A 13,980-nucleotide genomic window follows, 5' to 3' on the forward strand; every position below is an offset into this window, starting at 1 on the left:
CTTCATCCATCGATCGGACGGCGCTCCCCTTCACCGTCCCTGTATTATTTCGTGTCCTTCAGCGACACAAAGTAACCGGGCTTGTAGTCGAGCGGCAGGAAGCGGGCATGCAGCTCCTTGAAGGTCGCCTCGGGGTCGAGATCCTTAAAGAGGTCCGGGTGCAGCCACTTGGCGATTTCCTGAATGGCCACGAACTGATATGGGTTGTTGTAGAACTGGTGCCAGATGGCGTGGACATTGCCGTTCTTGACCGCCTGTACCCCGGTGAAAGCCGGGCGCTTGGTCAGGTTTTCAAGCTTGCGGTGGGCTTCCTTCATATCCGCGCCATAACCGACACCGACCCAGTTACCGCCGGGAACATAACCGTTCCAGTTGCCACCCGTGATGATGATCTGTTCCGGATTGGAGGCGATGATCTGTTCCGGATTGACGTTGCCGAACGTGCCGGGAATGATGTCCTTGGCCATGTTGATGCCGCCGGCGAGTTCGACCATCTTGCCGAAATTCTCGTTGCCGAAGGACATGCAGCAATCGTCGGAATAACCGCCGGCGCGTTCGACGAACACGACGGGCTTCTTCGGATTGGCCTTTTCGAGCGTATCGGTGACCTTGGCGATGGAGTCCGCGCGGAACTTTATGAAGTCCTCGGCGATCTTTTCCTTGCCGGTCAGCTGGCCCATCAGACGCATGCTCGGCTCGGTGTTTTCCATCGGCTTTTCGCGGAAGTCGACGTAAACAAGCGGGATGCCGACCTTTTCGAGCTTCTCGATGTAACCGGCCTCCTGCGTCGCGGTCTTCGCGTCGATGTTCATCAGGATCACGTCTGGCTTCAGCGAAATGGCCTGCTCGATGTCGAAGGTGCCGTCTTTCATGCCGCCAAAGGTCGGCAGCTTGGCAATATCAGGGTACTTGGCAAGATAGGCCGCATAGGTTTCCGGGTCGGCTTTCGCCAGGTCGTCGCGCCAGCCGACAACGTGCTGGAAAGGGTTTTCCTTGTCGAGCGCCGCCAGGAAATAGATCTGACGGCCTTCGCCGAGGATCACATGCGAAACGGGCACATTGACTTCCACGTCGCGGCCGGTCACATCCTTGACGGTGACCTTTTCGGCCAATGCAGGCCACGCTGCGGATACGAGAAGGCCAAGGGCAAGTGCCGCGGATTTGGCTGAGATGCGCATCGGATATTGCTCTCCAGTGTTGACTGGCGCGGCTGTATTATTTTCTGACTATACTAGTCAAGTTTTATGTTTTAGAGCCATTCTTAACTGACCGGTATGTGAGCTGAAGACCGATGATCGACACTATCCACTATGGCAAAAACGACAGTCTGAGAGACGAAATCAAAACCTATTGGTCCGGCCGCGCCGCGACTTTCGACCTTTCCCCGGGTCATGAGATTTTCTCCGAAGAAGAGCGCGAGGCCTGGCACGCGCTGGTTTTGAAGCATCTGGGCCAGGGAGAAGGCCGCAAGGCGCTGGATCTGGCCAGCGGCACCGGCGTTATCTCGCACCTGATGGACGATCTCGGTTTTCAGGTCACCGGCATGGATTGGTCGGAAACCATGCTGGAGCTTGCAAGGGCGAAGGCGAAAACCCGCGGGCGCAATATCCGCTTTTTTGTCGGCGACGCCGAAAACACGATGGAGCCGGACGAAAGCGCCGACGTCATCATCACCCGCCATCTGGTCTGGACGCTGGTTGACCCGAAGGCAAGCTTTGCCGAATGGTTCCGTGTCTTGAAACCCGGCGGACGCCTGCTGATCGTCGATGGCGATTTCGTCAACACCGGCTGGCGCGAAAGACTGGTCAAGAAGCTGGCGGCGGGTCTGGAAAGCATCGGCCTTGTGAAGCCGGACCAGCCGCACAAGCCGGCGGATCCGGAAAACACCTTCAACAGCATTCTATCGCGGGTCTATTTTTCACAGGGTGCAAGAGCTGGTGACGTTGCGGCGCTGTTGCGTGAAACCGGCTTCGAGCCCGTTGCCATCGATCAGGAACTTCAGGCCATTCATCGTGCCCAGGCAAAAAATTTCAGTCTGCTGAAAGGCATCTTGCGGGGATTGCAGCACCGTTATGCAGTATGCGCTGTGAAGCCGCACACGTCCGGCAAGGGATAGGGCGACCAAAGCCACCAAGCTGCCGCCCAGCTCTCCGTCACCCCGGATGTGATCCGGGGTCCAGTGCGACCAAGTCCTTGATCGCTTAATAATAGTTTCTCACGGTGCAGACGCGCCGTGGCTGGATGCCGGATCTAGTCCGGCATGACGCATGAAAACGCGATGCAGGGACCTCATTTTTCCGCCCGCTCGAATAGCTCCTCAAAGCGCGGCTTCGCCCGGCCTGGGACCTCTACCGTCCTGTAGCTCTGCGGCAAAACCGCGTCCCCCACCTTAATCAGCATGACCATGCCCATGCCGTAATGCGGCGAGCATTTGATGCCGTAAAAGCCTGGCTTTTCGAAGCCGGTCTCGAATTCGTCGTTGATCCGGCTTTTGAAACCTTCAATACCTTCGGGAACCATACCATCGATCGTCGCGGCATTATGGCTCTTGTGGCTCGGCACGAAGCGCACGCGGTCGCCGGGAGCGATCTCCAGAAAATCGGGTTCGAACACCATTGAGCCCTTTTCGCCACGGTTCAGCATCTTCACCTCGAAGGTCTCGGCTCCGGCTTGAATGGAAAACCCTGTGGCCACAACCATGGCAAGTCCCGCGGAAACGCAAAGCTGTCGGGCGCAAAAGCGGAGATTTGCAAGTCTTTTCAATTTCATCATCGTGCCGTTGCTTTCCTTGCGTGATCGGCCGCACCGTGGGCCGGCAGAAAACGAATATGTGAAAATCCGCTTTCATCCGTGGTGACGACGGATTGCACCCCGAACACATCGGCGATGGTCGAAGAGGTGAGGACCTCGCGCGGTGGGCCGACAGCGATCATTTCACCGCGATGCATGATGGCGACGCGGTCGCAGAACATGGCGGCATGATTGAGATCATGCAGCGCCGCCACAACCGTCAGTCCCTGCCTGCGCACCAGATCGAGCAGGCCGATCTGGTGGCCGATATCGAGATGGTTGGTCGGTTCGTCCAGCAGCAGAATATGCGGCTCCTGCGCCAATGCGCGGGCAATGTGCAGGCGCTGGCGTTCGCCGCCGGAAAGGTGATGCCAGTTTCGCTCGGCCTTGTCCGCCATATCGACATTTCCGAGCGCCGCATCGACGATGGCGTCGTCCTTTGGCGACCATGCGGAAAGCGGGCCGAGATAGGGCGTGCGCCCCAGTTCCACGGCCTGTCGCGCGCTGATGCGCTCGGTGGTTTCGGCCTGCTGCTCCACAAAGGCCAGCCTGCGGGCAAGTTCGCGCCGCCCGAATGTGGCAAGCCGTTCCTCACCAAGCATGACATGACCCCGACGCGGCATGCGAATGCCGGCCAGCATGGAAAGCAGCGTGCTTTTGCCCGAACCGTTCGGCCCGATGATACCCAGAAACTCGCCCGGGGCGACCTCCAGCGAAACCCCGCGCACGATGTCGAGATTGCCGGCATGAAAATGCAGATCGTGGGCGGATAATTTCATGACCGGCCTCTCTTCTGCCCGAGAATGAAGGCGAAGGCGGGCGCGCCGACCAGCGCAGTGATCACGCCGATCGGCAGCACCTGCCCCGGAATGACGGTGCGCGAGAGGATATCTGCGATGATCATGAAAATTGCACCGGTCAGGGCCGTCACCGGCAGCAACATGCCGTGGCGAACGCCAACGAAGATGCGCGCCGCATGCGGGATGACGAGACCGACGAAGCCGATGGAACCGACCAGCGACACCATGACTGCCGTCATGACCGCCGAAACCGAGATCAGCACCGCATAGACCCGGCGCATCGGAATACCGAGCGAAGCTGCTGCCTGACCGCCGAAAGCGAAAGCATCAAGCGCGCGTGCGTACCAGAGGCACACCCCAAGACCCGCAATACTGACGGGCAAAGCCAGCCAGACATCCGGCCAGCGCACGCCCGAAAGATTGCCCAGCAGCCAGAACATGATGCCGCGCGCCTGTTCGGCATTGGCGGATTTGGTGACGATGAACGACGTCATGGCGTTGAACAGTTGCGAACCGGCGACCCCCGCCAGGATGATGGCGCTGTTGCCGTGCCCTGTCCGCACCGCCAGAAGGCTGACAAGCGAAAAAGCCACAAAAGCCCCGATCAGGGCGCCGGCCGGCATCGTCAGGAACCCCGCCCCTAAGCCCAGAAGCGCCACGGCCACGGCCCCGGTTGAGGCGCCTGCGGAAATACCGAGGATATAGGGATCGGCGAGCGGGTTGCGCAGAAGTGATTGAAGCACCGCACCGGCCAGCGCCAGCGAGGCGCCACAGCACGCGGCAACAACGGCGCGGCTGAGGCGGTAACTCCAGACGATGCCCTCATCCAGCGGCTCCAGCGGATAACCCGCATGGAAGACACGATTGGCAATGGTCTTTGCCACCACGTCGAACGGAATGGCAGTCTCGCCGATGGCCGCACCGGCCATCAGCGCGACGAGCAGCAGGGCGAGTGCGGCAAAAGCCAGACCCGCCCTGCCAAGATTGACGGAAAGACCGTTCACTTGGCGAGACCGGCTGTGGAAATCGCCTCGGCCAGCGTTTCAATGCCTTCGATCGTGCGGATGGTCGGGTTCATCGCCTGCGCGTCCATTTCGAAGACATGGGCCGCCTTGACGGCGGGCATGATGCTGGCAACCGGATCGGTAGCGAGGAACTTGAGCTTGACGGCGACGTCATCGGCGGGGAAACGCCGGCGGTCCATCTTGCCGGCAACGATCACGGACGGATTGGCCTTGGCGATGGTTTCCCAGCCAACAGTCGGCCATTCCTCATCGCTTTCGATAACGTTCTTCAGCCCGAGCGCGGACATGATGTAACCCGGCGCACCATTGCGGCCCGCCACGTAAGGATCGATATCCAGCTCAGCGCTGGAGAACCAGAAGACTGCTGAAATCTTGCCATTCGCCGAAGCGATCTTGGCGCGGGCGGCTTCCTCACGCTTTTTCAGGTCGGCAACGACTTCCTCGCCGCGATCCTGCACGTTGAAAATTTTCGCAAGGTCGCGGACCTCCTGGTAGATCAGGTCCATGGTGAAAACGGACTTGCGCACGCCGTCGCCGCCGCCGGAATTGTCCTTGCCCATGCAATCGGCAGGCGAAGTATAAACGGGAATACCGAGTTCGGCGAATTGCTCCGGTGTTCCGACAACGCCTTCGGGACCGATCTGCCACTGGAACTGCGTCGTCACGAGGTCCGGCCTCTTGCCAACCACCGCCTCGAAGCTCGGATCATTGTCGGCAAGCCGCTCCACCTTGGCATTGGCGTCTTCGTAACCCTTCAGAACCGGGCCGATCCACAGCGCCGTGCCTACCACCTTGTCGGCCACGCCGAGCAGATAGAGAACCTCGGTCGTGCTCTGGCCGACCGATACTGTGCGGGCGGGCGCCTGCTTGAAGGTGATTTCGTGGCCGCAGCTATTGATCGTCAGCGGATAGGCGGTTTCGGCAGCCTGAGCGGCACCGGCGGGCAAGGCCGCTAATGCGACAGCCAGAAGACCGGCGGAAACCGGCAGGCGTTTGAAATGAAACATATGTTCTCCAGTCTAAATAAAGTGGCGTGATCCGCAGGCCGCGCGTCAAAACGCGTAGTGACAGAGCGACAACAAGTGTGGAGATGGAGAACGGGACTCTAAATACGTTTCCGCGGACGGAAAGGTCATAATAAGCTCCTCTTCCGGGCATCCCCGCCCGTAACGATGGTCAATATTATGACGGCAGGTCTCCTGGCTCACGAATATACGCCGTTCATCTGCCTTCCCGCACCTTGAAGGGTGCAGTGGCATGACGCTTTTCAGGCGTCACGAGGATGAACGGCAATCCGCTTACAGTTGCGGGGGCAGCCACGGCATTGGGCGATAGAAATCACCCGCACCATGTTCCCTATTAATCCCTTTGCCCTTCGGCTTCAGGAACCGTCGCTTTCTGACATAAGGGGCAAGCGCCGGGGCGTCAATTGCGATAGTGCTGCAGCTCAACACAAAGACGGACCCGCCAACGCGAAAATTTTTGTAGCGCCGGAAGGCGCCGGTTGCGGCGCGTCTTTGGACATGGTGGTAAGGGTTTCAATCACCACCAAGCCGGATTGCGCAATAAAATCAATAAAGAGATTGTTGTCGCTGATGGTGTCGAGACGCACCAGCTCATCGTCCAGATCGGTAAAATGCCGCCTTACGAGCGCAATCGCATCGATGTCCGCACCCGCAACGACCGGACCGATAATGTGGCCCCGCCCCGCCGCACGGCGCAGCGCAAAAGCGGTAAGACGGTCCGCCTCAAACACACCGTAACCCGCATTCTGCGTCAAAAGTCGCTGCAAAACGTTCCGGCGCGAAACGCCAAAAGCCGCCCGGTCTAGTTCCACCACATCAGTCAGATGACCTGCGGATAACGGCTCTATTCGTTGTTTTCTGCCGGGCGGCGGTATCTCGAAAAGGCAATTCGCCCTTCCCCGGAACAGATATACTTTTTCCGTATCACCGGCAAAACCCAACCTTGAAAACAACCGCCGCGACGCTCCCGTCGCGTTCAACCGCAGGGAGACAGTGGGGAATTTTGCGACAAGTTTCTGCACAAGCCATGGTGCTACGCCATGCCCCTGCAAACGGGGCGAAACAATGACCATGCCGAGCGTCGCAAACCCCTGATCATAGGGAAAGAGCATCGCGGTTGCGACAACACGGTCGATCTCATCGAGCGCGGCGAGACCCACGCCGCATTGCCGCAGAAAACACCATTCATTCGCGTGATATCGCCATCCGACGGCCATGGAGAGTGCATGCAGATGATCGGCATCCACGTCCGCGATATCCACGGTCCGCAGCTCGAAACTATCGACTTTGAGCAGGTCCATAACCAACGGCCCTCATCCCCTACGGCTCACAACCTTCATCCGGTCCCGGCCTAGCCCACGACATCCGACGGTAGCCGGTTACGCCAGCACGAATTTTCTGAAAGCACTGGAAGGTCACAACAATCTACCGAAATCATTCGCATTTCAGCAGATAAACGTCGCAGTCCATTCTAAGCTTTCGGGATGACAATCCGGTCAGCGGAGACGACCATTGAACGCAATCGAAATCCTTGAGCGTCTCGTCGGTTTCCCGTCGGTCGTTGGAACCGCCAATGGCGATATTGCCGGCTGGATCGCCGATTATCTTGAAAGCCACGGCGCGAAAGTATCGCTGCTTGCGGGACCGGAGGGCGACCGCGCCAATCTCTTCGCCACCTTCGGCCCGGCCGATCGCGCCGGCTATGTTTTGTCCGGCCATATGGATGTCGTACCCGCCAGCGAGCCGGAATGGTCTTCCGATCCCTTTACACTGCGGGCGGAAGATGATCGTCTCTACGGGCGCGGAACCACCGACATGAAGGGTTTTCTGGCCACGGTTCTCGCCGCGGCGCCTGCATTTTCGCGCAGGGCGCTGAAACGTCCCGTGCATATCGCCTTTTCCTATGACGAGGAGGCGGGTTGCCGTGGCGTTCCACATCTTCTCGCCAGATTGCCTGAACTTTGCGCCGCACCGGCGGGCGCAATCATCGGCGAGCCCAGCAATTTGCGGGCGGTTCGTGCACACAAGGGCAAAGCAGCAGCTCGCATTACCATCCGTGGCCGTTCCGGCCATTCGTCCCGGCCTGATCAGGGGGTTAATGCCATTCACCTGATGACCGGTATCATGGCAAAGGCCGTGGAGACGGCACATGAGCTGACGAAAGGCCCCTTTGAAGCGACTTTCGAGCCACCCTACTCCTCGCTGCAGATCGGCACGATGAAGGGCGGCCAGGCGATCAACATCATCCCCGATTTCTCGGCCATCGAGCTGGAAGCACGGGCGATTTCCGGCATATCGCCGCTTGAACTGCTCGGGCCGGTTCGCGCAAGCGTCGAGGCTCTTGCAGCAAAGGGTGTCGATATCGAATGGACGCCTATGAGCGATTATCCGGCGCTTTCGCTAGCAGCTAATGCTCCGCTTGTTCTGCTTCTGGAGGAATTGACCGGCACCCCCTGTCTCGCCGCCGTCAGCTACGGCACGGAGGCGGGGCTGTTCCAGGCGGCGGGCATCGACGCCATCATCTGCGGACCAGGGGATATCGGCCGCGCCCACAAGCCGGACGAGTTCATAACGACGGGCGAACTTTCGGCCTGCCAGTCGATGCTGGAAACACTCGCAAGCCGCTGTGCGGCTTGAACCTTCGGGAAGCATAGATTTCAGATGACTTTTCTCTTCAATTCCGACGCCAAGCGCGGCGAGATTTTCCGGCAGGCTCTAGCTGCAGAACTGCCTGATCTGCCGTTTTCGATGGATGCGTCAACTGTCGATCCCGACGCAGTCCGTTACCTCATCACCTGGACGGTACCGCAGGACATTGCCCGGTATCGCAATCTCGAAGTCCTGTTTTCGATCGGCGCGGGTGTCGACCAGTTTCACATCGAGGCGATCCCTGAGACGGTAAAGGTCGTACGCATGGTGGATGAGGGCATCATCCGCATGATGCAGGAATATATCTGCCTCGGCGTACTTTCCCTCCACCGCAACCTGCCGGTCTATTTAAACCAGCAGCGCCAGCAACTGTGGAATGCCCTGCCCCAGCGTCAGGCGGAAGAGTGCCGGGTGGGCGTTCTCGGCCTCGGCATGCTGGGCGTTGCGGCGCTGGAGCGGCTGAAACCCTTCGGCTTTCCGCTTTCCGGCTGGAGCCGCTCACAGCGTCAGATTGATGGCGTCACCTGCCATCATGGCGACGACGGCCTCAAATCCCTTCTCTCCACCAGCGATATTCTCGTCTGCCTGCTGCCTCTCACCGACGAGACCACGGGGCTTCTGAACGCCGAGCGTCTAGGGATGCTTCCCGACGGGGCTGCTCTGGTTCACGCCGGGCGCGGCAAACAGCTCGATCATGACGCTTTGCTCGATGCACTCAACAGCGACAGGCTTTCAGGTGCGGTGATTGACGTTACCGATCCGGAGCCCCTGCCCAAAGACCACCGCTTCTGGACCCATCCGAAAATTCTCCTGACGCCGCATATTGCCAGCGTCACCCAGCCCCATTCCGCTGCCCGCACCGTCGTCGAAAATATCAAACGATACGAATCCGGTCTCGAACCGCTCGGCCTCGTTGACCGTAGCCGCGGATATTGATCCTACCGTTCCAAGAAAGGACACCCATGTCTCTCCTCAAGACCATCGACACCAATCCCGCCTTTGAACCGAAAGCCTCCAAGGCCCTGCCCGAACGCCTCATAGCGGGCGACCCGTCGTTCAAAACCTGGCCTCTAGATGAAGCCCGTGATGGCACCGTACATACTGGCATCTGGGAAGCGACCCCCGGGGAAAGCCGCTCGATCAAAGGCGAGACATTCGAGTTCTGCCACATTCTCGAAGGCGTTATCGAGATCACACCGGAAGGCGGCGCGCCGCTGCGTTACACCGCGGGCGACAGCTTCGTCATGAAGCCCGGTTTCGTTGGCGTCTGGAAGACAATCGAAACCGTGCGCAAGATCTATGTGACCGTGAACGGATGATTTGCCGAACAGCATGCCTGGCATCCCGGCTGATGCAGAGGCATTTTTGAGAACAGCGATGGCTGGCAATCCGCAGGTGGATGCCAGCCATGGTTTACATGGGTATCCTGCCCGGATGCCTTTCGACCGGATTTACGGCCCTCGATCGGACCCGTCGCAAGGTTTTCGGCGCGGTCTTCATGCCCGCCGAAGATTGCGCTGTGGGCCACCAGCAAAACAGGATTTTCGTTCACCGCCCCCGCCGCAGTCGGTCGATGCTGCTTGCCATCAGGGAGTAGCTTTGGCGCATATCCACAGAGGATCATCCATGACGCTCAGCTTCGATCCAGACAGCCTGTCCCTGCCGATCGGCCATTTCATCGGCGACCGGCTGATCCCGGCTAAAAACGGCATTGACATGCATCGTCCTTCGGACGGCATCGAATATGCCGGTTGCCCGAAGGCGGATGCGGCACTTGTCGATGAGGCGGTGCAAACCGCCAAAGCCGCACTGAAGAGCAGTAACTGGGGCGGCGTGCGCCCGCGTGAGCGCACCAGGGTACTGCAACGCTGGGCAGACCTGATCGAGCAGGAAGCCGAGACGCTGGCGAAAATCGAGGCGCTCTCCTCAACCCGGCCCGTGGGCCACCTGATTGCCGGCGATATCGCCGTCACTGCCGAACAGATCCGCTTCTTTGCCGAATTTGCGGACAAGGAGGGCGGTGATCTCGTGCCGACCGACGACACAAGCGTCGGCATGATCATGACCGAGCCCTATGGCGTCGTGGGCGCCATTACGCCTTGGAATTTTCCGGTGTCCATGGCGGGCTGGAAGCTTGGCCCGGCACTCGCAGCCGGCAATGCCGTGGTGCTCAAGCCATCGGAGATGACGCCCTTCTCCAGCATTTTCATGGCGCAACTGGCCATCAAGGCAGGGCTGCCCGCCGGGCTCATCAACATCGTGCTGGGTGACGGGCCTGTGACAGGCAATGCCATCACCGGCCATCCCGAAATTTCAAAGGTCAGCTTCACCGGATCGACGGCAGCAGGTTCGGCCATCATGGCAAATATCGCGCGTACCGGCGTCAAGCCCATGACGCTGGAACTGGGCGGCAAAAGTCCGCAGCTGGTTTTTGCAGACGCCGATATCGAAAAAGCCGCCGCCGCGATCGCCGGCAATATTCTGTCCAATGCCGGGCAAGCCTGCGTTGCCGGCTCGCGCATCATCGTTGAAGAGAGTGTCGCAGAGGCGCTTTCCGCCGCAATTATCGCTCGCATGAAGACAGTGAAGCCCGGCCCGACCTGGGACGAAGCAACACAGTATTCGCCGATCATCTCCGAAGTGCAGCGCCAGCGCATTGACGGCATCGTGCAGGCGGCTGTCGCGCATGGCGGCGAATGCCTGACGGGCGGCGCGATCATGGACGGTCCGGGTTATTTCTACCAGCCGACCTTGATCGCAAATGTCGACCAGACCTCCCCTGCTGTCACAGAGGAGATATTCGGGCCGGTGCTGACCCTGCAAAGCTTCAAGACGGAAGAAGAGGCACTGGCGCTCGCCGATCATCCGACCTACGGTCTTGCCGCGGGTCTTTTCAGCCGCGATATCTCGCGCGTCATGCGCCTGTCTCGCGCCATCCAGGCAGGAACGATCTGGGTCAACCGGTATGGCCGCTCCCGCGACCATATCCTGCCGACCGGCGGTTACAAACGCTCCGGCATCGGCAAGGATCTCGGGCGGGAGGCCTATCTCGCCAACCGCAAGAGCAAAAGCGTCCTGATCGGACTGTAACAGGGGAAACATCTTGAAAACGCATCGCATCGCACTCATTCCCGGAGACGGCATCGGCAAAAGCGTGACTGATGCCGCCTGGCAGGTTCTCAACACCGCAGCAAAAAGCTCCGGTTTTGCGCTTGAAGGCACCGAATTCCCCTGGTCCTGCGCCTTCTACAAGGAGACCGGCGCGATGATGCCGAAGGATGGCATCGAGACCCTGCGCGGCTTCGACGCCATTCTGCTGGGCGCGGTCGGCTGGCCAGCGGAGGTGCCGGATTCGGTATCGTTGCACGGCCTGCTTCTGCCGATCCGCAAGGCATTTGTGCAATACGCCAATATCCGCCCGCACCGGCTTCTGCCCGGCGTGCAGGGACCGTTGAAAGCGGATGGATTCGACATTCTCTGCATCCGCGAAAATACCGAAGGTGAATATTCCGGTGCCGGCGGACGAGTCCATCAGGGCACCGAAGACGAGGTCGCTGTCGAAACCTCCATCTTCACCCGCAAGGGCGTGGAACGCATCCTGCGCTTCGGCTTCGAGCAGGCGCAAAAGCGTCGCGGCAAGTTGGCTTCCGTCACCAAATCCAACGCCCAGAAATATTCGATGGTGTTCTGGGACGAGGTGACGCAAAAGCTCGCCGCCGAATATCCGGATGTTGAAGTTTCCAGTTATCATATCGACGCCATGGCGGCGCGCATGGTGATGGCACCGGAAAGCCTTGATGTCGTGGTCGCCTCAAACCTCTTCGGCGATATCCTGACCGATCTCGGCGCAGCCATTCAGGGCGGCCTCGGTTTTGCCGCCTCCGCCAATATCAATCCCAACCGCACGGCACCCTCCATGTTCGAGCCGGTGCACGGTTCGGCCCCTGACATCGCCCATCTCGGCATTGCCAACCCCATCGCCGCCATCTGGTCCGGCGCCATGATGCTGGAGCATCTGGGTGAGGCGGATACGGCCAGGCGGGTCATGGCGGCGCTGGAAAAGGCGACCGGCCAGGGCATTGGCACCGTGCCGGGCAAGGACAAGACAGACGTAATAACTGCCGCAGTTCTTGCGGCTCTCGACTGATTTCGGAGACAGATAATGCAGGGCTTGAAGGACAAGGAACTCTTTCGCCAAATGGGTTTGATTGGCGGGGAATGGAAAGCGGCCGCATCAGGCAAGACGGTCGACGTGATCGACCCGGCGACGCAGGCGGTGATCGGCACCGTGCCGGATATGGGCAGCGTGGAAACCCGCGCGGCCATCGAAGCCGCCAACGCTGCCTTCGGGCCGTGGAAAAAGAAAACGCACGCGGAGCGCGCGACGCTTCTGGAAAAATGGTTCGCGTTGATGATCGAACACATCGACGATCTCGGCCTGATGTTGACCATCGAACAGGGCAAGCCATTCGAAGAGGCCAAGGGGGAAATCCGTTACGGAGCATCCTTCGTCAAGTGGTTTGCGGAAGAAGGCCGACGCATCAGCGGCGGCACCATTCCCTCCCCGACGCCGGATCGCCGTATCGTAGTGCTGAAGGAGCCAGTCGGTGTCTGCGGCATCATCACACCGTGGAATTTCCCGAACGCCATGATCACCCGCAAGGTCGCACCTGCATTGGCGGCTGGCTGCACCGTGGTCATCAAGCCCTCGGAATTCACGCCCTATTCGGCCCTAGCGCTCGGAGTTCTCGCCGAACGTGCAGGCATTCCGGCTGGCGTCATCAACATCGTCACCGGCATGCCGACGGAGATCGGCAACGAGATCATGGCCAATGAGACGGTGCGGAAAATTTCCTTCACAGGCTCTACCCGTGTCGGTTCGCTGTTGATGCGCGGTGCGGCCGACAGTGTAAAACGACTGTCGCTGGAACTCGGCGGCAATGCCCCTTTCATCGTATTCGACGATGCAGATCTCGATCTCGCCATCGAAGGCGCGCTCGTTTCGAAATTCCGCAATGGCGGTCAGACCTGCGTCTGCGCCAACCGCATTCTCGTTCAGGCGAGCGTTTACGATGCGTTTGCGAAAAAACTGGCTGATCGCGTCGATGCCATGCGTGTCGGACCCGGAACGGAGCTAGGTGTTTCCATCGGTCCGATGATCAACGAGCCGGCAATCGCCAAAATCCGCGCGCATATCGATGACGCCGTTTCCAAGGGCGCCGAGATCATTACCAAGCCTCATGATCTGCCTGAAGGTTCGCAATATACCGCACCGGTGGTGCTGACGGGCGCAACAACCGCCATGCGGCTGGCGAGCGAAGAGACCTTCGGGCCAGTCGCCCCGCTCTTCCGCTTCGAGACGGAAGAGGAGGCGATTGCGATCGCCAACGGTACGCCCTTCGGCCTTGCCGCCTACTTCTACACTGAAAGCCTCAAACGCGCCTGGCGCGTGGGCGAGGCGCTGGAGTTCGGCATGGTCGGCCTCAATACCGGCGCGATCTCCACCGAAGTCGCCCCCTTCGGCGGCGTCAAGCAATCCGGCCTCGGCCGCGAAGGCGCACAGGTCGGCATCGAGGAATATCTGGAAATGAAGACGTTCCACATCGGTGGACTTGCCTGAAGACTGTTTCTTTCTCCCCGCCTAAAGGGCCGCTCTGCGGCCCTTCTTTTTTGGTGCTAAATTGAAAAGCA

At 59.7% G+C, this 13,980-nt stretch carries 13 protein-coding genes and 1 riboswitch; of the genes, 7 read left to right on the forward strand and 6 right to left on the reverse strand.

Translation table 11 applies throughout. The features are described 5' to 3' along the window. Positions 1 to 44: 44 nt before the first annotated feature. A complete protein-coding gene (locus tag ACQZ45_RS11915) occupies positions 45 to 1,178 on the reverse strand; it encodes an ABC transporter substrate-binding protein (protein ID WP_003511043.1) in 1,134 nt (377 codons plus the stop codon). Positions 1,179 to 1,291: 113 nt separating this feature from the next. On the opposite strand from ACQZ45_RS11915, the gene ACQZ45_RS11920 reads away from it, so the two are divergent. Then, the gene (locus tag ACQZ45_RS11920; RefSeq protein ID WP_065687783.1) at positions 1,292 to 2,116 is read left to right on the forward strand and encodes a class I SAM-dependent methyltransferase; all 825 of its coding nucleotides are present in this window, start codon (positions 1,292 to 1,294) and stop codon (positions 2,114 to 2,116) included. 173 nt (positions 2,117 to 2,289) lie between these two features. On the opposite strand, the gene ACQZ45_RS11925 is transcribed toward ACQZ45_RS11920, so the two are convergent. The 5 genes from ACQZ45_RS11925 to ACQZ45_RS11945 form a co-directional block, all read right to left on the reverse strand. Then, positions 2,290 to 2,772, reverse strand: coding sequence for a pseudoazurin (locus tag ACQZ45_RS11925; RefSeq protein WP_065687784.1), 483 nt, complete (start codon positions 2,770 to 2,772; stop codon positions 2,290 to 2,292). Then, positions 2,769 to 3,569, reverse strand: a complete 801-nt coding sequence (locus ACQZ45_RS11930) for an ABC transporter ATP-binding protein (protein WP_013761639.1) — start codon at positions 3,567 to 3,569, stop codon at positions 2,769 to 2,771. Before ACQZ45_RS11930 ends, ACQZ45_RS11925 begins: the two co-directional genes overlap by 4 nt. Continuing rightward, positions 3,566 to 4,594, reverse strand: a complete 1,029-nt coding sequence (locus tag ACQZ45_RS11935; RefSeq protein WP_448742256.1) for a FecCD family ABC transporter permease — start codon at positions 4,592 to 4,594, stop codon at positions 3,566 to 3,568. The genes ACQZ45_RS11930 and ACQZ45_RS11935 overlap by 4 nt, the downstream gene beginning before the upstream one ends. Next, positions 4,591 to 5,622, reverse strand: coding sequence for an ABC transporter substrate-binding protein (locus ACQZ45_RS11940; protein WP_013761640.1), 1,032 nt, complete (start codon positions 5,620 to 5,622; stop codon positions 4,591 to 4,593). Before ACQZ45_RS11940 ends, ACQZ45_RS11935 begins: the two co-directional genes overlap by 4 nt. Positions 5,623 to 5,787: 165 nt before the next feature. Beyond that, a riboswitch (cobalamin riboswitch) is annotated at positions 5,788 to 6,023 on the reverse strand. Between the two features lie 39 nt (positions 6,024 to 6,062). After that, positions 6,063 to 6,941 carry a GNAT family N-acetyltransferase gene (locus tag ACQZ45_RS11945; RefSeq protein ID WP_065687785.1) on the reverse strand — a complete coding sequence of 293 codons (879 nt, stop codon included), beginning with the start codon at positions 6,939 to 6,941 and terminating at the stop codon, positions 6,063 to 6,065. A 211-nt stretch (positions 6,942 to 7,152) separates the two neighbouring features. Between ACQZ45_RS11945 and argE the strand changes: the two genes are divergently transcribed. From argE to ACQZ45_RS11975, 6 genes are all read left to right on the forward strand, one after another. Next, positions 7,153 to 8,277, forward strand: coding sequence for an acetylornithine deacetylase (argE, locus tag ACQZ45_RS11950; protein ID WP_065687786.1), 1,125 nt, complete (start codon positions 7,153 to 7,155; stop codon positions 8,275 to 8,277). 24 nt (positions 8,278 to 8,301) lie between these two features. Beyond that, a complete protein-coding gene (locus ACQZ45_RS11955; protein WP_113291575.1) occupies positions 8,302 to 9,225 on the forward strand; it encodes a 2-hydroxyacid dehydrogenase in 924 nt (307 codons plus the stop codon). A gap of 26 nt (positions 9,226 to 9,251) precedes the next feature. Next, entirely contained in the window at positions 9,252 to 9,608 is a 357-nt protein-coding gene (locus ACQZ45_RS11960; RefSeq protein WP_013761644.1) for a cupin domain-containing protein, read from the forward strand. A gap of 307 nt (positions 9,609 to 9,915) precedes the next feature. After that, positions 9,916 to 11,379 carry an aldehyde dehydrogenase family protein gene (locus tag ACQZ45_RS11965; protein WP_065687788.1) on the forward strand — a complete coding sequence of 488 codons (1,464 nt, stop codon included), beginning with the start codon at positions 9,916 to 9,918 and terminating at the stop codon, positions 11,377 to 11,379. Between the two features lie 13 nt (positions 11,380 to 11,392). Continuing rightward, positions 11,393 to 12,436: a tartrate dehydrogenase gene (locus ACQZ45_RS11970; protein ID WP_065687789.1), complete on the forward strand. Its 1,044-nt coding sequence runs from the start codon at positions 11,393 to 11,395 to the stop codon at positions 12,434 to 12,436. A 15-nt stretch (positions 12,437 to 12,451) separates the two neighbouring features. After that, positions 12,452 to 13,909: an NAD-dependent succinate-semialdehyde dehydrogenase gene (locus tag ACQZ45_RS11975; RefSeq protein WP_065687790.1), complete on the forward strand. Its 1,458-nt coding sequence runs from the start codon at positions 12,452 to 12,454 to the stop codon at positions 13,907 to 13,909. The last annotated feature ends 71 nt before the right edge of the window (positions 13,910 to 13,980 follow it).

The sequence above is a fragment of the Agrobacterium sp. 16-2014-1-2a genome (assembly GCF_053522705.1).